20 protein-coding genes are annotated in these 17,934 nt (G+C 35.2%); 11 read left to right on the top strand and 9 right to left on the bottom strand.

Translation table 11 applies throughout. The features are described 5' to 3' along the window. Positions 1–108 precede the first annotated feature (108 nt). Together EG344_RS06330 and EG344_RS06325 are read left to right on the top strand one after the other, a co-directional pair. The gene (locus EG344_RS06330; protein WP_123908755.1) at positions 109–1,170 is read left to right on the top strand and encodes an NAD(P)H-dependent flavin oxidoreductase; all 1,062 of its coding nucleotides are present in this window, start codon (positions 109–111) and stop codon (positions 1,168–1,170) included. Positions 1,171–1,218: 48 nt separating this feature from the next. Continuing rightward, positions 1,219–1,668 carry a lipocalin family protein gene (locus EG344_RS06325; protein WP_123908754.1) on the top strand — a complete coding sequence of 150 codons (450 nt, stop codon included), beginning with the start codon at positions 1,219–1,221 and terminating at the stop codon, positions 1,666–1,668. 98 nt (positions 1,669–1,766) lie between these two features. Here the strand turns inward: EG344_RS06325 and EG344_RS06320 are convergent, their stop codons facing one another. From EG344_RS06320 to EG344_RS06305, 4 genes are read right to left on the bottom strand one after another with little or no spacing between them, the layout of a single operon-like run. Beyond that, positions 1,767–3,104, bottom strand: coding sequence for a UDP-N-acetylmuramate--L-alanine ligase (locus EG344_RS06320; protein ID WP_123908753.1), 1,338 nt, complete (start codon positions 3,102–3,104; stop codon positions 1,767–1,769). A gap of 6 nt (positions 3,105–3,110) precedes the next feature. Continuing rightward, complete coding sequence (locus tag EG344_RS06315) at positions 3,111–3,548, bottom strand: hypothetical protein (protein ID WP_123908752.1); 438 nt, start codon at positions 3,546–3,548, stop codon at positions 3,111–3,113. 14 nt (positions 3,549–3,562) lie between these two features. After that, complete coding sequence (locus tag EG344_RS06310; protein WP_045493822.1) at positions 3,563–4,369, bottom strand: lysophospholipid acyltransferase family protein; 807 nt, start codon at positions 4,367–4,369, stop codon at positions 3,563–3,565. A gap of 27 nt (positions 4,370–4,396) precedes the next feature. After that, the gene (locus EG344_RS06305; RefSeq protein WP_123908751.1) at positions 4,397–5,026 is read right to left on the bottom strand and encodes an NUDIX hydrolase; all 630 of its coding nucleotides are present in this window, start codon (positions 5,024–5,026) and stop codon (positions 4,397–4,399) included. Between the two features lie 325 nt (positions 5,027–5,351). Here EG344_RS06305 and EG344_RS06300 point away from each other — a divergent pair, with 325 nt between their 5' ends. The 6 genes from EG344_RS06300 to EG344_RS06275 all read left to right on the top strand — a co-directional run bounded on the left by EG344_RS06300 (position 5,352) and on the right by EG344_RS06275 (position 10,819). Next, positions 5,352–6,170 carry a hypothetical protein gene (locus tag EG344_RS06300; RefSeq protein ID WP_123859289.1) on the top strand — a complete coding sequence of 273 codons (819 nt, stop codon included), beginning with the start codon at positions 5,352–5,354 and terminating at the stop codon, positions 6,168–6,170. Positions 6,171–6,264: 94 nt separating this feature from the next. Then, a complete protein-coding gene (locus tag EG344_RS06295; protein ID WP_228412868.1) occupies positions 6,265–6,741 on the top strand; it encodes a hypothetical protein in 477 nt (158 codons plus the stop codon). A 7-nt stretch (positions 6,742–6,748) separates the two neighbouring features. After that, entirely contained in the window at positions 6,749–7,483 is a 735-nt protein-coding gene (locus EG344_RS06290) for a curli production assembly/transport protein CsgE (RefSeq protein ID WP_228412867.1), read from the top strand. An 11-nt stretch (positions 7,484–7,494) separates the two neighbouring features. Further along, positions 7,495–7,905 carry a curli production assembly/transport component CsgF gene (locus EG344_RS06285; protein WP_123908750.1) on the top strand — a complete coding sequence of 137 codons (411 nt, stop codon included), beginning with the start codon at positions 7,495–7,497 and terminating at the stop codon, positions 7,903–7,905. A gap of 26 nt (positions 7,906–7,931) precedes the next feature. Continuing rightward, complete coding sequence (locus EG344_RS06280) at positions 7,932–9,296, top strand: CsgG/HfaB family protein (RefSeq protein WP_123908749.1); 1,365 nt, start codon at positions 7,932–7,934, stop codon at positions 9,294–9,296. An 11-nt stretch (positions 9,297–9,307) separates the two neighbouring features. Next, a complete protein-coding gene (locus tag EG344_RS06275; protein ID WP_123908748.1) occupies positions 9,308–10,819 on the top strand; it encodes a carboxypeptidase-like regulatory domain-containing protein in 1,512 nt (503 codons plus the stop codon). Positions 10,820–11,073: 254 nt separating this feature from the next. On the opposite strand, the gene EG344_RS06270 is transcribed toward EG344_RS06275, so the two are convergent. From EG344_RS06270 to EG344_RS06250, 5 genes are all read right to left on the bottom strand, one after another. Continuing rightward, complete coding sequence (locus EG344_RS06270; RefSeq protein ID WP_228412866.1) at positions 11,074–11,724, bottom strand: response regulator transcription factor; 651 nt, start codon at positions 11,722–11,724, stop codon at positions 11,074–11,076. 226 nt (positions 11,725–11,950) lie between these two features. Then, on the bottom strand, positions 11,951–12,418 hold the full coding sequence (locus EG344_RS06265; RefSeq protein ID WP_123908747.1) for an OsmC family protein: 468 nt from the start codon (positions 12,416–12,418) through the stop codon (positions 11,951–11,953). Positions 12,419–12,559: 141 nt separating this feature from the next. Further along, on the bottom strand, positions 12,560–14,122 hold the full coding sequence (locus EG344_RS06260) for a ribonuclease E/G (RefSeq protein ID WP_123908746.1): 1,563 nt from the start codon (positions 14,120–14,122) through the stop codon (positions 12,560–12,562). A gap of 367 nt (positions 14,123–14,489) precedes the next feature. Continuing rightward, positions 14,490–14,780 carry an HU family DNA-binding protein gene (locus tag EG344_RS06255; protein WP_002984212.1) on the bottom strand — a complete coding sequence of 97 codons (291 nt, stop codon included), beginning with the start codon at positions 14,778–14,780 and terminating at the stop codon, positions 14,490–14,492. 259 nt (positions 14,781–15,039) lie between these two features. Next, positions 15,040–15,711, bottom strand: coding sequence for a response regulator transcription factor (locus EG344_RS06250; protein ID WP_123908745.1), 672 nt, complete (start codon positions 15,709–15,711; stop codon positions 15,040–15,042). A gap of 180 nt (positions 15,712–15,891) precedes the next feature. On the opposite strand from EG344_RS06250, the gene tssO reads away from it, so the two are divergent. The 3 genes from tssO to EG344_RS06235 are packed head-to-tail and all read left to right on the top strand — an operon-like array spanning position 15,892 to position 17,928. Next, complete coding sequence (tssO, locus tag EG344_RS06245) at positions 15,892–16,425, top strand: type VI secretion system TssO (RefSeq protein WP_123908744.1); 534 nt, start codon at positions 15,892–15,894, stop codon at positions 16,423–16,425. Positions 16,426–16,437: 12 nt separating this feature from the next. Next, positions 16,438–16,965, top strand: coding sequence for a type VI secretion system transmembrane protein TssO (locus tag EG344_RS06240; protein ID WP_123908743.1), 528 nt, complete (start codon positions 16,438–16,440; stop codon positions 16,963–16,965). 51 nt (positions 16,966–17,016) lie between these two features. After that, positions 17,017–17,928 carry a PKD domain-containing protein gene (locus tag EG344_RS06235; RefSeq protein ID WP_123908742.1) on the top strand — a complete coding sequence of 304 codons (912 nt, stop codon included), beginning with the start codon at positions 17,017–17,019 and terminating at the stop codon, positions 17,926–17,928. The last annotated feature ends 6 nt before the right edge of the window (positions 17,929–17,934 follow it).

Genomic DNA, 17,934 nt, shown 5'->3' with positions numbered 1-17,934 from the left:
TTGTGAGATCTGCGGGATTTTTATTTTCTGCTCAGCGTGAGGAATATCATATCCTCTTGAAAATGAGGTGTTCTTATTTTTTGTACCTTTTTATTTAAAATAATTTCTATGTTTTGGCCGGAAACAATCAGTAAAAAATTAGGAGTAAAATACCCTGTTATTCAGGCTCCGATGTTTGGAGTGAGTACTGTACCAATGGTTGCTGCTGCAACTCGTGCAGGGTGTCTGGGATCGTTGGCATTAGCTGATCTTTCAGCAGATGAATCTATTGAATTGATCAGGGAGACAAAAAAGTTAACAGATCAACCTTTTGCAGCTAATATTTTTGTACATCATATTCCCAAAATAACAGAGGTTTTAAAAGATCAATTTGTTAAAACCAGAACGTTTTTAGAGCAACTTGCAAAAGACAATAATATTGAAGTCAGTTTTCCTGATCTGGAAGATCTTAAAGTGAGATCTTATCATGAACTGGTGGATGCGGTAATTGAAGAAAATTGTAAAATTTTAAGTTTTACTTTTGGGAATCTGGATCATCAAAGCATTCAGAAGCTTAAAGAAAATGGAATCAGACTTATTGGTACCTGTACTTCTGTAAGTGAGGCTTTAATTTTAGAAAAATCAGGGATTGATATCATCTGTGTGCAGGGAACAGAAGCTGGTGGTCACAGAGGAACTTTTGATCCGGAACATGTTCCACAGATCGGAGGTTTGTCTTTATTATCACAGGTATACGATCACGTAAAGGTTCCGCTGGTCTATGCAGGTGGAATTTACAACGGGAAAACTTTACGGGCAGTAAAAGATTTGGGAGCACAAGGATTCCAGGTAGGCAATCTTTTATTGGCTTCCCAGGAAAGCGCTTTGCAGCCTTTTGAAAAAGAAAGGCTTAAAAAAGTAAGAGAAGATGAGATCATGTTAACAAAAAGCTTTTCAGGCAGATATGCCAGAGGAGTTAAAAATAAATTTATTGATACGGTTGAAAACTCTGAATATATTCTGCCTTATCCTTATCAAAATAAACTGACAAACGCATTACGGAAAGCTGCTAAAGCTAAACAGAATGCAGACTTTGTGGGGATTTGGACAGGACAATCTATTCATGATTACAGCGAACTCTCTACTGAACAAATTCTGAAAAATCTCATATTTCAAGCTCAGGAGAAGTAAATGAAATTGTAGTATCTTCGAGGTTTAAATACAATTTTAAATTATTTCATGAAAAAATTATTTCTATCATTAGCTGCATTTTCAACAATTGTAGCATGCAGCAGCAGTAATGATGATGAACCACGAACGAATAATGCTTCTATTGTTGGAAAATGGTATATAAATAAAGCTGAAAAATATACATCAGCAAATAAACAAACAGAAGTCCATGTCTTCAGCGAATGTGAGAAAAAAGGGACTCATGAATTTAGAGAAAAAGATATGACTTCCACAACTTTTGCTCCTGAAAATAATAATTGTGTGCAGACAGACGTTGTTACCAGAAGGTATACTTTTGATCTGGAATCTAAAAAGTTTTGGTATGATGATGATAAAGATTTTCCTTATACTATTTCTCAATTAACGCAAACAGATATGGTGTTTGAAGATCATCTTGCGGATGTTGATGGCGACGGAATAAAAGATGTTATTAAATTTTATTTTAAAAGAATCAAATAAAATAAAAAATTCCTTTCAAAACTGAAAGGAATTTATTTTATTTGGAAATTTGAGGTATTATTATCAAATTCTTAAATTAACTCATTCTCAAATTGAATTTATTTCGTCAGATCCAGACCGCCAAAATTTCCTGAACTCATCATCAGATAAACTCCGTTGGTTTTATCCAATGTATTCCAGTAAGCGTGAAGATCTTCAGCATTTGTGAAAACCCTTAGATTCTCATTCTTGAATTTTTCTTTAATAAATTCCGGAGAAATAGGCTCCATTCTTTTAATTTTTAAAGCATCTTCAGAATAGAAAACGACCGCTTCCTCCAATCCGTCCATAGCGTGGTCATACTGCTCTAAAAAGGCGGGATTTAAGCTAGAGTAGGTATGAAGTTCAAGGAAGCCATATTTCTTTTCATTCTTAAACTGCTCTTTGAATGCTTTTACAGCAGCCTTTACTTTACTGGGAGCGTGGGCAAAGTCTTTATACAATATTCCTTTATCTTCTCTTTCTACCTTTTCAAGACGTTTAGAAGCTCCTTTGAAGCTCATAATTGCTTCATAGAAATCTTCGTCCATAATACCCAGCTGTTGGCAAATATGCCTTGCCCCTTCCATATTCAACAGGTTGTGTGCTCCAAAAACAGAAAGAGGAACATCTCCCATTTCCGTTTTTAGGTATACTTTTCCGTTGCTGATCTCATATTCAGGAGTTTTGTAAGGGATCTTTCTGAAATAATTTTCAGCATTTTCCACTACTTTCACCACTTCCAGATCTTCTTCATTGTACACTAAAACACCACCTGGAGTAATGCTTGCTACAAATTTTCTGAACTGTTCAATATAATCATCAAATGTTTTGAAAACATTGATATGGTCCCATGCAATACCACTCATCAGGGCGATATTCGGTTGGTACAATAAAAATTTGGAACGCAGGTCAATAGGAGAAGAAAGGTATTCATCACCTTCCAACACCATAAAATCGTTATCCTGAGTTAGTTTTACCATACAGTCGAAGCCTTCCAGCTGAGCACCCACCATAAAATCTACCTCTTTCTGATGGAAATTCAGCACATGAAGGATCATGGAAGTAATGGTTGTTTTTCCGTGTGATCCGGCAATAACCACTCTGGTTTTATTCTTAGACTGTTCATATAGAAATTCCGGGTAAGAATATATTTTTAACCCTAATTCTTTTGCCTTAGCCAGTTCAGGATTATCCTGATGAGCATGCATTCCAAGGATCACAGCATCAATATCCGGAGTGATTTTTTCCGGGAACCAACCCATTTCCTGAGGTAATATTCCCTTTTTCTCCAATCTGGATTTTGATGGTTCAAAAATAGCATCATCTGAGCCGGTAACCTGATATCCTTTATCTTTTAATGCAATGGCAAGATTGTGCATGGCGCTTCCGCCAATGGCAATGAAGTGGGTTTTCAATTGTATTTACTGTTTTTTAACATTAGTATTAATGATCTGCTGGAAAGCCTCAAGAATATTATTCCAGTTAGTCTGATAATTAGGAATAATCATACTGGCATCCGACTTACTGCCTTCATTAGGACCTTTCTTAATATTGATCGAAGTAGCAATATTGTCGTATAATTTTTTACGATCTTCCTGTATTCTTCTGAAATTATTCTGTGAAAGAACCTGATCCAGTTTTTTCAGATCTTCATTGGAAATTTTAAAATCCTGTTTGTATTTTTTTCCCTGACCTTCAAATGAGTAATGTACATTATTCCCTTTGATAAGCAGATTTTCATATACGGGAGCATAGCCACCACTTTTCGAATAGCTGATGTCGAAATCCGAATATACTTTTTGGCTGTTGCATGAAACAAATACTATGATGGCGAATAAAATTCCGATTATTCTGTTCATAATTTTAATTTACTTTAATTATTTGAGTCCTTTTGTTCTAATTTTTTAGCTTTAAGTTCTTCATCATAATTGTGTAATACATTGAAGTCTTCAGTCTGCTCAATAGCAGTCATAATCTTCAATAAAATTTCCGGTGCTTTTTCATTATCATAATCGATATCCAGAGGAGCCTTGAATTCCATGGTAGGTTTTACACCGGTAACCTTTACACGAAGTCCTTTTTTATCAAATGCTCTTCTGAATCCGTTAATCTTAATCGGGATTACAATTGGGCGTTGGTTTTTTACCAATTTGGCAGTCCCTCTTCGTCCCTGGGCAAAGGCAGATGTTGTTCCTTGAGGGAAGGTTGCTACCCAGCCGTTGTCCAGTGCTTTCATAATATTGTCTACCTCGCTCATGTCTACCATTCTGTTGACATTTTTTCCTTCTGCCCTCCAGGTCCTTTTTACTGTTACGGCTCCTGCAATCTTAAAGATTTTAGGAAGAATACCCTTATTCATGGTTTCTTCTGCTGCTACATAGTAAAAATCGATTTTTGGATTTAACAGATAGATCGGATTCTTAATCGTATTTAAATATCCATTATTTACGGCACAGAAAGCGTGATACATTGCAGCTACATCAGCAAAATAAGTCTGGTGGTTAGATACAAATAATACATTAGAATCCGGAAGATCCACCAGGTGCTCTGTTCCGGTTATTTTTAACTTATTAAAGCCGTTGAACCTTCTGTAGGATACAACTCCTAAAATAAAAATAATAAACCTTTTTAAAAAATAAGGTGTTCCGAATGCATCGGTGAAAATATTTTTCTTCGCCATTTTTTAATTAAACACGGTAGTGCAAAGTTACATTTTTTTCAGCAACTGGCTGAATTCACTTAATATCATTGCCGTAGCACCCCAGATAATATATCCATTGAAATTAATAACAGGAACTTCACTTCCGCCGGCACTCGGAAGTGCCATAATTTCTGGAGTATCCGACAGGTTTAAAAAAGAAGTGATCGGAAACTCAATGGTCTCTACAGCTTCACTCTGCTGAAGAACGAAGAGCGGATTCTTTTTAGTATATGAAATATACGGATATACGTAAAAATTACTTGGTGGAATATAAATGGGAGACATTTCTCTGATAATTCTCACATAATGTTTATCTATCCCAATTTCTTCAGAGGTTTCCCTAATGGCAGTTTCAGCAAAATCCTGATCCATTTCTTCACGCTTTCCGCCAGGTAAGGAGATCTGTCCGCTATGTCTGTCATGTTCATTAACGGTTCTTTGGATTAACGGAAAATACCACTCGTTATCTTTTAGATACAACACAATATTTACGGCTGCAAACTTAGGATTTTTTGCAAGTACTTCATCGTACGTAAAAACGGGACGGTAGGGAGGTGAGAACACTCCATGGGCGGGTTCACCGGGAAGCTCTACACTTTTTATTTTTCTTAATAAATCTTTTCCAAAATTTTCCATAGCTCAAATTTAACAATATATTCCTGAAGAAATAAAGGCCTTAACATTAATTAACCAATGGTAGGGGTGTGTTTCACAATTGAATCGTGAATGGTTGCTGGCTATTCCCTAAAAAATTGACATACTAAGCAAATTGCCTATTCACCATTGACATTCTGTATACCGTATTTCTACGTAACTGAAATCCGTGATTCGGTAAATACCAGAAATAGTGAGCTTAGAAACCATAAATGGTGACTTTTATAATTTACACTTTGATGGTGGTTTCTCATTGAGATGGAGCATATACCTTTGTCATACTATTAACCAATTAATTTTTACTAAGATGAAAAATTTACTTTCAGGTGTGCTAACACTAATCGCCATGAGTTTCAGTTTCGCTCAATCTAATATTGATGTGACTACCCAAACAGGAAACTTGAACGTAGCTACTGTAGACCAGACAGGTCTTTTGAACATGAATTCTTTAACACAGAATGGAAACCGTAATACTGCAGATATTGACCAGGTAGGTATCTTAAATATGAATACTGCAGTAAGTAATGGAAATAGAAATTCAATAGATGTAGATCAAATAGGTATCGGGAACTCAAATACTGTAAGCCAAACAGGAAATAGAAACGATGCATCAACCTGGCAGATTGGTTTATTGAATTCTACTCAACAAACTCAGATTGGAAGAAGAAATGATGCTTCATCCGTACAAGTAGGTATTGGTAACTCTGTGTATCAATATCAGGATGGACGAAGAAACGACGCTTCAGCGATTCAGTTAGGAAGCGGTAATATGGCTTATCAGGTTCAGTTAGGAAGACGAAATGAAGCGGATGGACTTCAGATAGGAGCTAATAACCTGCTTGTTCAGTATCAGGATGGTAATGATAATACAGCAAACCATACACAGCTAGGTAGTAATAATATTGCTGCTTCTGCTCAGGTGGGTAATGATAACACTGCTGTAGGAATACAAGTGGGTAATGGAAACCAATTATATCAAGCACAATTAGGAGATTCCAATATGGCTATTGACCTTCAAGCTGGTAACGGTAACTTTACTTGGGTAACTCAAACTGGTGATGCTCACCTTCATATTGGAACTCAGGTAGGTAATGGAAACTCTATGGTTGTAAATCAATCGAACTAAGCCCTTTTTAATACTGTAATCTTTAACATTGAAAGGAGAAACTACAGGTGTGGGTTCTCCTTTTTTGCTTAAAGCTTAAAATTGCCGGGAAATTATGATTGTATATCAATATTTGCTGGGTGGGCTTTCTTCCATTCTCTATGAATGTATGTTTAATTTAAATATCAATGCCATGTTTAATTTGAGATGGAGTGTTTTAGCTCTTTATATGGTGTTGCCATTGCAGGCTCAGGAAATCGACTGGGATAAGGTCAACAGCAATACAATCTTAAACCTTATCACCAAACAGAATATTGAAATGAATGCCGGTTACTCTAATATCATTCAGATGGGTGACTATAATAATGCAGAACTTTCTCTTAATAACAAAACCATTATTACTGTAAAGCAGCTTGGAGACTATAACGCTCTTTATTTTATCAATTCATTCACAGATAAGGAAACCAAGGCTGCCATTATTACGCAAGGAAGTAATAATATCGTTGACGTTACGGGAAGCAATAGCATTTCAGACGGAATTCAGATCAATGTCAAAGGAGATAACAGAACCGTCTTCATGAGAAATTATTAAATCACAAATGATGAAACCTTTATCCATCCTGAGTTTGAATACTTTTTTTGTCTTCCTGTTTATATTGGGTTATGGGCAGGAGGATAAAAAAGTAACCGCAAGAATTGAAAGCAGCACGTTGGAGAACCAAATCAAAATAAAAGCTATAGTTGTTAATAATACAGCGGTGTACAAAGAACTGAATTATCTTTTAATATCTATAAAAAAAGGAAATGGAGGAAACCTTTCCAATAATCAGCAAAGTGGTAAGTTTTCTGTCAATCCTAACGAAGTAAAGGTATTATCTGAGATGAGTGTCAATCTTGAATCAAAAGACGCGTTGAAAGCTTTCCTTTATATCAGAGATGAGGAATCTAAAGCTTTGGTAGCAAAAGACAGTCTTGAACTTAATAGTGATCTTTTTAGAAAGAAGATAGCCAAGGCAGAAGATGATGCTGTTTATGAACTTAAAGGACTCACCATTGATGAAACCAAAACTAAGGTTGGAAAAGACTTTTATGATATGTTTTATATCCAATATAGTCAGCTTCCGGACAAAAGCAGCAGCGCCATCACTATTGCTGAACTTCCTCTTCGGGGAACAAGCGGTCAAATCAATATTCAGATGGAAGATAAAATAATCTACAGCTTTATGACCAATCCGGGAGAAGATTATTTAAAAGAACAATTAGCTTTTAGCTTAAAATATATCAAGGAATTTACAGCAAAGAAAAACCTTATAAAAAATGAATTTATCTATTAAAAACGTCCGCTATGAAAACTTTTGTTATTCTTTTACTTTTTGTTGCGGGTATTTTCCAAGGAAAATCTCAGCAACTTGTTTATAAGCCGATTAATCCTGCATTTGGAGGTGATACTTTTAATTATCAGTGGCTTTTAAGCTCAGCTAATGCACAGAATCAGTTTGACCAAAAAAACGATTACAGCAATCTGCTTGATAAAGTGAATTCCCTTGATAGTTTTACTCAGAGTCTCAATAGACAAATCCTCAGTGAACTTTCAAGAAAACTATTTGACGAGCAGTTTGGGAGTGGAAATATAAAACCGGGTAATTATCTTTTTGGTTCACTTTACCTTCAGATTACCAATACCAATCAGGGACTTTTGATTAATATTTTGGATACCAGTACAGGCGATCAGTCCGAGATCGTAATTCCAAAATAAAATAAAAACTTAAAACCAAACTTATCATGAGAACTTACACTTACACCAGAATTTTTTTCTGTAGTTTTCTGCTATGTGTTTTACAGGCCTGTAGCTCAATCTTTGGTCTACCTTCAGATCCTGAAAAGCCAACAATGGGAGAGGTAACTTCTTCCACAGAAGAACTTAAGAAACTCCCTCTGCCTAAAGAGAAAATAGTGATCGGAGTTTATAAATTCAGAGACCAGACCGGCCAGTATAAACCTTCTGAAAATGGTAACAACTGGAGCACTGCCGTGCCACAGGGGACCACTACCATTCTGATCAAAGCACTTGAAGACAGCCGTTGGTTCATTCCTATCGAAAGAGAAAATATTGCCAACCTGCTCAATGAAAGACAAATTATCCGGTCTACACGTCAAGAATATATTAAAGATGCAGATAAAAATACTCAGTCACTTCCTCCACTTCTATATGCCGGAATTCTTCTGGAAGGAGGAGTCATTTCCTATGACAGTAATATCCTGACAGGAGGTCTTGGTGCCCGTTACTTTGGCATTGGAGCTTCCACACAATACCGTCAGGATAGAATTACCATTTATCTGCGTGCTGTTTCCACGCTTAATGGAGAAATTCTTAAAACAGTTTACACTTCCAAAACCATTCTTTCAACCAGTATCAATGGAAGCTTTTTCAGATATATAGATACTGAAAGACTTCTGGAAGCTGAGGTAGGATTAACTCAAAACGAACCCGTTCAGTTAGCCGTAACCGAAGCTATTGAAAAAGCCGTTAAATCGCTTATCGTAGAAGGTATTCAAGATAAAATATGGGGAAAAGCGATTGACAGTACTACAAGTTATCAGGCATTGCTCAATGAATATAATAAAGAACAGGAAAATAATAATGGACGGGTAGTAGGAAACCGATATCCGGAGAATTATAGACAAAAGATTTCCGTATTTGCCAATGTAGAAGCTCAGAAAGTTAAAGATGATTATGTAAATCCTAAAATGAATATTGGTGGGAAAGTGGGAATGAAATATTTCCTCACTCCTAACTTTAATGTTGAGGTAAATGGAAACTATTTTACCCTTGAAAATGAAAATATAGTCAAAAGAAACTACTTCGGTCCTGAAGTGAATCTGGAATACCTTCTTTTTCCAAAATACAGATTCAGTCCCTATATTTATGGGGGGGCAGGAGCATTGTACTCTAAATATAAACCTCAATACAAAGGACAGGTTGGAGGCGGGCTTGAATACATGATTGATCACAACTTTTCGCTGAGAGCCTCTGCTCAATATGATCTAGGATTTAAAGATGATTGGGAAGGGCTTGTCAATGGAAAAAGAAAAGATCAGGCCTTACGTTTTGCACTGGGGATCAATTTTTACCTTGGAAACAAATAAAAACACAAATTATGAAAACTTTAATCAAAATACTAAGCATATTCATCCTGATTTTTTGTCTGTTTTCATGCAATGAAGACCTTGTAGAACAGGCTCAAACAGGAATTCTAAGAGGAAAAGTAGTGAAAAGAGGCAGTAATGTGCCCCTTGCGAATGTGAAAATCTTTACCAATCCTACCACACAAACCGTTTTCAGTGGTACAGATGGTTCTTTTGAAATTGCGGCAATGCCGATAGGTAATTATTCAGTAAAAGCAGAGCTTTCAGGATATATTACAAGCTTTCAGTCTGTCAATATGCAGAATCAAAATCAGGTGGTAACAGTGGTATTTGAAATGGATGATGATACTTCACTGAATTCTCCACCTACCACACCGCAGCTTCTAAGTCCGATAGACAATGCGGTCAATCAGCCATTGAGTGTTGAGCTGACCTGGAGTGCAACCGATCCGGATACAGCAGACGTTTTAAAATATAGTTTAACAATTAAAAATAATCTTGACACTAATGTGATACAGGTTAATGAGTTGAAAGTGAATCACTATACACTTTCAAATCTGAAGTTTGGTGTAAGTTACTTCTGGCAGGTGTCTGTTTCGGACGGCATTCACCAGCCAGTTTTAAGTCAGACGGGTAAGTTTACGACCAATACGGTTCCGGCTAACCGATATCATTACGTGAGAAAACTGAATGGTAACTTTGTTATCATGTCAAGTGATGAACAGGGAAATAGTTTTCAGTTTACAGACTCTTCCTATAACAGCTGGAGGCCACGGAAAAATAATAACGCAGGTCTCATTGCTTTTCTCCGAACTGAAGGGGGAAGTACCCATATTTACACCGCAAATCCGGATGGTTCCAATCCTTTTAAAGTAACCACTGTTCCTGTAGCCGGCTTTAATGCTTACGAAGTGGATTTTGCCTGGAGTACCAACGGTAAAGAAATTATTTATTCAAATTTTAATAAATTATATAGAATCAATAAAGATGGAAGCGGACTGACTCTGGTATATACCACTCCGGATGGAAGCATGATTTCGGAATGTGACTGGAGCTATGACGGAAGCAAAATTGCCATAAAAACGAATGACTATAACGGTTATAATACAAGTATTTATGTTATAGATATGATGGGAAATGTTCTTAAAACAGTATTGTCCGGATCTGCTGGGGCTAGTGGAGGATTGAATTTCTCTGTAGACGGGCAGCTTCTTCTCTTTACCCGTGATCTATCAGGATACCAGGATGGAAGTGGAAATTATCGCCAATTGGATTCTCATATTTTCATTTATAACTTAACGAGTAATGCGATAAGTGATATTTCTTCTGAAAGCGAAAAAGCATTAGGAACTAATGATCTGGACCCAAGATTTTCACCCAATAATGCCCAGGTGATCTTTATGAATACTTCCAATGATAATATTTCACAAAGAAATGTAATGGTAATAAATCTTAACAGCAGTATGACAGATCTTTCACGAGCCACACTTTTCAGTAATGGTGAAATGCCGGACTATGAGTAGGAGAGGAGAGATTTAAAGGTAACGTTGATATAAAAGTCAATAGTGAATTGTGTTTCGTAAGTAATGAACTTTTGCCTCGATAAAAGATTGAAAGGCACAGCGAATTGGACATTCACCATTGACTTTTATTCTAAAATATAAATTAATAATTTTTGGTTTGCCAAGTTTTTTATCAAAGGAAATTTAGAACGAGGCAAAAAAATTCCAGGCCGGAAGGTTTGGAATTTTTTAGGTTAATGATCTGGAATTGTCAATCAGTCTACAATATGATTTTCAATAGCATATTTTACGACTCCCGCAGTGTTTTTTACGTTGAGTTTCAAAAGAATTTTTTTTCGATGTGTTTCTACCGTATTGATACTTATAAAGAGCTTTTCAGAGATATCTTTGCTGCTAAAGCCATCGCAAATCAGTTTTAGAATTTCCATTTCACGACGGGTAAGGGGATCTCTGATGTGGAAATTACGCTTCTCCTGTTCATTACTGATGAAGCTCAGCATTCTTTCCTTCGCATGGTCACAAATATAAATTTCGTTCAGTAATAAAGCATTAATAGCTTTTAGAAATTCATCATATTTGCAGTTTTTATCCAAATAGCTTTTAATGCCTTTATTGAATAGCTTTCTGATATCTATTACATCATAACAGCTTCCAATGATAATAATTTTAATATGATTATGTTTTGATACGATACTTTCTACAGATTTGCATATCTCAGTAAGCATAAGAATATTGGAACTCATGACAAGCATTTCAGGCGGCTCGTCTTTTAGTTGTTCGGAGAGAGTTTCTAAAGAATTACAGATGTCTATTGTATTGAAAATTTTACTCTGCATTAGTAATTTTGATAAACCCTCTGTATACAACATGGGTTCATCAAAAATAGTTAATCTTGGTTTCATCATGGTTGGTTTTGTTTATGTAAAAATATAAAAAAAACTTAATATAATGAATGATATTGATAAATAATTTTAGTTTTATATGATTATTATTGTAATAAAATGTTATTTTTATTGATTATTTGCTAAATAAATCTCTTTTTGTTGAGTTTTGAGTGTGAAATTTAGAGTTATTGTAGCTAAATGTTTAATATTACTGCTGTTTTCCGAAGTTTTATTAGAAAATATTTTTTTATTTAACTAACAGAGTAGGGATATGTTTTACAGGAAAATTAACTGAGTTGGCAATAAAGCAAAATTCACTGGCTTTATGATGCAGCTCTTTTGCTTTTTGTATCATAGACTCCTCCGAAACAGTAATGGTAGGATGGAGCGTTACTTCTGTGAAATGCCCACTGCCATTAGCGGTTTCTTCCATAATTCCGGTGGCTTCATCAATATAGTCTGTTACAATAACACCCGCCTCGGAGCAAAAATGAAGATACCATAGCATGTGACAGGAGGAAAGTGAAGATAAAAACATTTCTTCAGGATTATGCTTGGTTCTATCTCCCCGGAATGCAGGATCAGAGGAGCCTTCAATAACAACTTTATTGTCTGCTGAAATGGTATGGCTTCTTTCATAGTCTCTGTAACCGCTGGTTCCGGTTCCCTTGTTTCCTGTCCATTGAGTGGTGATTTTGTAGTGGTGGTTTTTCATAAATTAAAAGATAAAAATACTGTTATTAAATTCAATAGAATGGGCCTTATTCAAAACTCAAAAAAGTATAATGTGGCTTAACTCATTAGGCTAAGGTATAAAAAAAACCTCCAGTGAAAACTGAAGGTTTTAAATTTTGTCTTAATTAGAGAATTCTATCAATTCTTCTTTTTTGGAATTGTAAATTCTGTATTCTAAATATTTAAAAGAATCCCTTGGTACAATGGTTACCCATTTTTTATACTTCATGAACCATTTCATTTGGATACTTTTAAGAAAGCCTTTTGTTAAGTAGGCTTCCACAAACGGGTGTACGTGCAGGTAGACTTTTCCTTTTTCTTTCTGCAGGATATTTCTTAGGGTTTCACCCATTCTTTCCACGATTACAATTGGAGCTACAATTTCTCCGTCTTTGTTCGGGTTTTCTTCTTTGGTTTCGATCTGTTTTTCCGGACGGTTTCTTTGTCTGGTAATCTGGATCAGACCGAATTTACTTGGAGGAAGGATTTTGTGGCGAGCTTTGTCGCGCTTCATTTCCTCTTTAAGGTGTTCGTAGAGCTCTCTTCTGTGCTCTGAGTTAGGCATGTCGATAAAATCGATCACAATGATACCTCCCATATCGCGGAGGCGAAGCTGTCTGGCAATCTCAGTGGCTGCCATTTTGTTTACTTTAAGAGCGTGTTCTTTATTGACAGCAGTTCCGGTAGTAATATTATTTCCGGAGTTAACGTCTACGACGTGAAGGGCTTCGGTGTGTTCAATAACAAGATAAGCGCCTTTGGAGCTTGGGATGTTTACATGTTTTCCGAAGCTCTGTTTAAGCTGTTTTTCAACATTGTAATATTCCAGAAGTGGAATATGAGAATCATAAAACTGGACAATATTTTTCTTTTCAGGTGCAATTACTTCAACGTAATTCGTCATTTCGTTTACCATTTGCTCGTCATCACAGATGATATTCACGAAATCCTGATTAAAATTGTCTCTTAAAATAGCTGAAGCTTTGTCTTCTTCACTTAAAACTTTAGACGGAACTTTATTTCTCTGGATATTTTTAAAGGTGCTTTCCCATTTCTGAATCAGCTGATTCATATCATTATGAAGGTCGGCAACCTTTTTTCCTTCGGCTACAGTTCTGATAATTACTCCAAAACCTTCAGGCTTAATGCTGTCGATCAGAGTTCTTAATCTTTCCTTTTCCTCAAAACTCTTGATCTTTTTGGAAATGGAAACCTTATTGTCGAATGGAATTAAAACCAAAAAACGTCCTGTCAGTGAAACTTGGGTAGAAATTCTGGGGCCTTTTGTAGAAATAGGCTCCTTGGTAATTTGCAAAAGAACCAGATCGTCTTTTGCAATGACTTTGTCTACCGTTCCATTTTTATCTATTTCGGGCTGTATCTCGAAATTTTTTAAGCTTGAAGTGTTTTGTTTTTTAGAGATTGTATCTTTTAAAAACTTTCTGTATGTAAGGTATTGTGGTCCCAGATCCTGATAATGCAGGAATGCATCCTTGTCATATCCTATATTTACGAATGCTGCATTAAGGTTGGGGGCCAGCTTTTTTACTCTTCCTATAAACAGATCTCCAACTATAAAATCGCTTTTGTCCTCTTGCTCATGAAGTTCACATAGTCTTCCGTCTTCCAGCAGTGCAATCTTTGTAAGATCATCTTCATGCGAAACTATTAGTTCTTTCTTCATTTTGTTATAAGATAAAATTGTTAAGATTTTAGGAAATTGGTATTGTTCTAGATTAATTCATCTATTAAATATAAGGATTTAGAATGAAAACCATTATATTTTTATTAAAATAATATTTGAAACCATCCGTTTTCCGCGGAATCTTATAGTTGCAAACAAAAATATAGTCGGTGAACTTTAAAAATTTAAAACCACCAACTATATCATTATATTGTAAATCTCGAGAAAAAGAGATTATTTTTTCTTATGTCTGTTTGCTCTTCTTCTTTTCTTTCTTTTGTGAGTCGCAACCTTGTGTCTTTTTCTTTTCTTTCCGCTTGGCATAATTTTAATTTTTTAGTAACTAGTTAATATTCAGTTAATGTTCTTATTTTACTGCAACTTTCGTTTTTACTTTCTCAACAAAAGATTTTGAAGGTTTGAAAGCAGGAATGTTATGAGCAGGAATCTCAATCGCAGTGTTTTTAGAAATATTTCTTCCTGTTTTAGCAGCTCTTGTTTTAATGATAAAAGATCCAAAACCTCTCAGATAAACGTTATCCCCATTATACATAGAAGTTCTGATCTCCTGCATAAAAGCTTCTACAACTTTCTGTGTTTCATTCTTTTCTGTTCCCAACTTATTTGAGATGGTGTTTACCAATTCTGCCTTTGTCATTTCCTTATTTTAATTTTAAATTTTAGGTGTGCAAATTTAGTTAAAAAAATTGAATACTAGCAAATTAGTGGCAAAATATTTTTGTTCAAATAGTTGAACTATTAATGTATATGCTATATTAACGCAGGTTCGAGATAATTTAACAATAAAATAATATTATAGTATAATGATGAATAATCATCAATAATGGTAAAAAATAGAGCGTATAACAATGAACTTACAAGAGCTTTCTGCTACACACACTAATATCCCATAATCACTACATACTGGAATTGTAGTATCCATTTTCTACACAGAAACGAATCAGATGAAGTTTAGTCTTTAATCCTAATTTCTCCGTAAGACGGTTGATATAGGTATCAATCGTTCTTGTACTCAGATTCAGCTTTTCTGCAATTTCCTTATTACTGAAACCTTCATAACAAAATCTCATAAGCTGTATTTCAGCTGGAGAAAGCTCTTCCTGCCCTTTCTTCTGCCTGTCCATATATTCCTGTACGGCAAGCGGCTGCTGTTCCCATTCCTTCGAATAGCTCTCGTAATCAAACTCATCAGAAGCAATACTTCCCTTAATGATGTCTTTAATAATGGTACTGTTCTTCTGGCAATAATATATATTGGGTATTCTCGACAGAATTTCAGCCATATCCTCCTGATAAGTACCAGAATAAGTGATAATAGGTGTTTCTGCGTTGTTTTTCCTTATGTATTTAATGGCCTCAATTCCGCTTAATACCGGCATAAACAGCTCTATGATAAATACATCTTCCTGTCTTCTGTAAATTCTGTTCACCAGCTCATGGCCATTTTTACAGTCGTTCAACAGCATATAGAAAGGATTTTCCATCAGAGTTTTGATCATTATTTTTTTAAAATAAAAATCACTGTCTGCTATAGAAAAACGCACGGTATTAGATAATATTTTACTCATTCTTAATATCGATTTGGCAAATGATATTCAAAATTCAGAGGCCTAATTTATGAAAAACTTATTAAAGAGAAAATTAATATTAATTTAAACCGGGATTTCACGAATGCGTGACAGGGAAAATACGTATTGTGCATAAAATTTTTTTTTTATATTTTCACAGGCCAAACAAATCGCAAATATATGTCTTCGAACAGGGAAAAAAAATTGAACAAATCTGACGTCAGAACGGGCATTTGGAAGTTTATTCTTTCTTTTGTCGTTTTGTCTATGGTATCCTTTAGCTGTTTGTATCTCTTTTTTAAGAGCTATGATATACAGCGTGAGGGGATAAGTCGTGAAGCTGAAGCTTACAAAGAATTAATGCGTCGAAGTGATATGCTGAAAGAGAATGTAGATGATATTTATGATAAGATGACCCAGCTTGATATGAACAAGGTGGAAAATGAGGCCTTTCTAAGAACCAATATCATGGATAACGTAGGAAATGTCAAAAGTATTATGGGAAGAGACAGTATCACAAGCTTTAAACATTATACTGCATTGATGAAACAGATAGGACCTATGCTTACTTTGAAGACCAAGATTAGTGGTGTAGAATACAAAAAGAAAACAGTTCTCAGAGATCTGGATGAATGTATGGGCAAAGTGAGCAGAGCCAATAATGAACTTAGAAAAGATCCTACAAGAAATTTCACAGGAGGTAGAAGAAGATAAAAAGATAAAGATATGCAAGGACAAATTACACTATCTAAAAAGGAAAGGCATTATCAGTTTTTTTATTTAATACTGATGCTTGTAACTGCCATGATATTTTTGGGAGTTATCTTTTTAAAAGGATTTGAATCTCCGTTTTCTGATGAAGACGTAAGAGGAATTCAGAATCTTGAACAGAAGTCTGAATTTGAACAACACCAAAAAATTATTATCCCTATCATGGACAGTACATATACCATGATTACCAAACTTACCGATGAAGCGCCACAGCCTTTTGTGGAAAACAATATCTTTGTAGGAGTCAATGATCTGAATGACTATTTTAAACGTCATGATAATATTGTTGATATCCGAAAAGATGCTTATCCGCAGATTGCCAAATTCTATAAGATGTACTTTGATGATAAAAAAGTAATCTCAACCACTTCAGAAGATATTAAAAGATTTGAAAAACAAGTGGAAGAATGCAGAATAGGATTTAAGGATAAACAGGATAAGATTTATAAACGTCAGAGTGAGTTGAAGGCTCGTTCCCAATAAACGAACAATGAATTTAGGAACTATAAATAAAACACATCACAATTATTAACTATGAATTATTTTCAAAAGAACAAAAAGAACATTATTATCGGTGTTATTGCAACATTGCTCATAGCAGCCCTGGTTGCTCTTTGGTTGCAGAAAAAAGTGATCCATTCTGCTGATGATATTGTTGGAGTAGTCTATCCATCTACATTGTCGGTAGGAGATACCCTTTTATTTGAAGATAAAACCCAGTTTGCAAAAACCAAAAGATGGAATTTTGGAGACGGAACAACTTCTGATAAAAACAGTGGAATTCACTTTTATAATAAGCCTGGATATTATCAGGTAAGTTTGATTGTTGACAACAAGTACACAAAATCATTCCCAGTAATGGTTTCTGCAAGAGGAATCAAACAACCGAAAGACAGTACGAAATCCAAAACAACTATTGAAGCTCAGGCTCAGGCAATGCAGAATGAGAATGTACAATTCCGTGCTGTATCTGATGCGAAAGATTTTGCATGGAAATTTGGAGAGACAGGAAATACAGATGCTAAAGAGAAAATGGCCATCTATGCTTATAAAAAGCCGGGAGATTATGTAGTTACTCTTTACACTGAGCAAAGCCAGGAACCTATCTACCATCATATCAAAATCATTCCTGCTTACAACTCTCTGGAACAAGAAGAAGTATCTGTAGAAGACTCTTACGCGAAAGTGGATAATGATTTCAAATATCATTTACAACAAATTGCTAATGGTAACAGTTTTAATATGCACTACAATTACCTGTTGAAAACTTATTTGTGTAACAATGAAAACACAGTAGTAAAAGTAAATGACAGTAAAGTAAACAACTTCTACATGTATTGTGCAGGTCTTCAGTTTGATAAGAATACTGTGATCCAGACCGTAAAGGTTAATTTAGATGATACACAGAACTGTGTAACGAAAGTAGATATAAACCAAAGCAAATAATACCAT

The sequence above is a fragment of the Chryseobacterium sp. G0162 genome (assembly GCF_003815715.1).
Taxonomy (GTDB): Bacteria; Bacteroidota; Bacteroidia; order Flavobacteriales; family Weeksellaceae; genus Chryseobacterium.
Note: the sequence above shows the minus strand (reverse complement) of the source record. Positions and strands in the feature narration are given on the sequence as shown.

Coding starts and splice junctions, on each gene's coding strand:
- EG344_RS06330 (WP_123908755.1), top strand. CDS start 109: ATGTTTTGGCCGGAAACAATCAGTAAAAAATTAGGAGTAAAATACCCT.
- EG344_RS06315 (WP_123908752.1), bottom strand. CDS start 3,548: ATGAACAGAATAATCGGAATTTTATTCGCCATCATAGTATTTGTTTCA.
- EG344_RS06275 (WP_123908748.1), top strand. CDS start 9,308: ATGAAAACTTTAATCAAAATACTAAGCATATTCATCCTGATTTTTTGT.
- EG344_RS06325 (WP_123908754.1), top strand. CDS start 1,219: ATGAAAAAATTATTTCTATCATTAGCTGCATTTTCAACAATTGTAGCA.
- EG344_RS06290 (WP_228412867.1), top strand. CDS start 6,749: ATGATGAAACCTTTATCCATCCTGAGTTTGAATACTTTTTTTGTCTTC.
- EG344_RS06235 (WP_123908742.1), top strand. CDS start 17,017: ATGAATTATTTTCAAAAGAACAAAAAGAACATTATTATCGGTGTTATT.
- tssO (WP_123908744.1), top strand. CDS start 15,892: ATGTCTTCGAACAGGGAAAAAAAATTGAACAAATCTGACGTCAGAACG.
- EG344_RS06265 (WP_123908747.1), bottom strand. CDS start 12,418: ATGAAAAACCACCACTACAAAATCACCACTCAATGGACAGGAAACAAG.
- EG344_RS06305 (WP_123908751.1), bottom strand. CDS start 5,026: ATGGAAAATTTTGGAAAAGATTTATTAAGAAAAATAAAAAGTGTAGAG.
- EG344_RS06250 (WP_123908745.1), bottom strand. CDS start 15,711: ATGAGTAAAATATTATCTAATACCGTGCGTTTTTCTATAGCAGACAGT.
- EG344_RS06255 (WP_002984212.1), bottom strand. CDS start 14,780: ATGACAAAGGCAGAATTGGTAAACACCATCTCAAATAAGTTGGGAACA.
- EG344_RS06295 (WP_228412868.1), top strand. CDS start 6,265: ATGATTGTATATCAATATTTGCTGGGTGGGCTTTCTTCCATTCTCTAT.
- EG344_RS06280 (WP_123908749.1), top strand. CDS start 7,932: ATGAGAACTTACACTTACACCAGAATTTTTTTCTGTAGTTTTCTGCTA.
- EG344_RS06300 (WP_123859289.1), top strand. CDS start 5,352: ATGAAAAATTTACTTTCAGGTGTGCTAACACTAATCGCCATGAGTTTC.
- EG344_RS06285 (WP_123908750.1), top strand. CDS start 7,495: ATGAAAACTTTTGTTATTCTTTTACTTTTTGTTGCGGGTATTTTCCAA.
- EG344_RS06270 (WP_228412866.1), bottom strand. CDS start 11,724: ATGATGAAACCAAGATTAACTATTTTTGATGAACCCATGTTGTATACA.
- EG344_RS06310 (WP_045493822.1), bottom strand. CDS start 4,369: ATGGCGAAGAAAAATATTTTCACCGATGCATTCGGAACACCTTATTTT.
- EG344_RS06240 (WP_123908743.1), top strand. CDS start 16,438: ATGCAAGGACAAATTACACTATCTAAAAAGGAAAGGCATTATCAGTTT.
- EG344_RS06260 (WP_123908746.1), bottom strand. CDS start 14,122: ATGAAGAAAGAACTAATAGTTTCGCATGAAGATGATCTTACAAAGATT.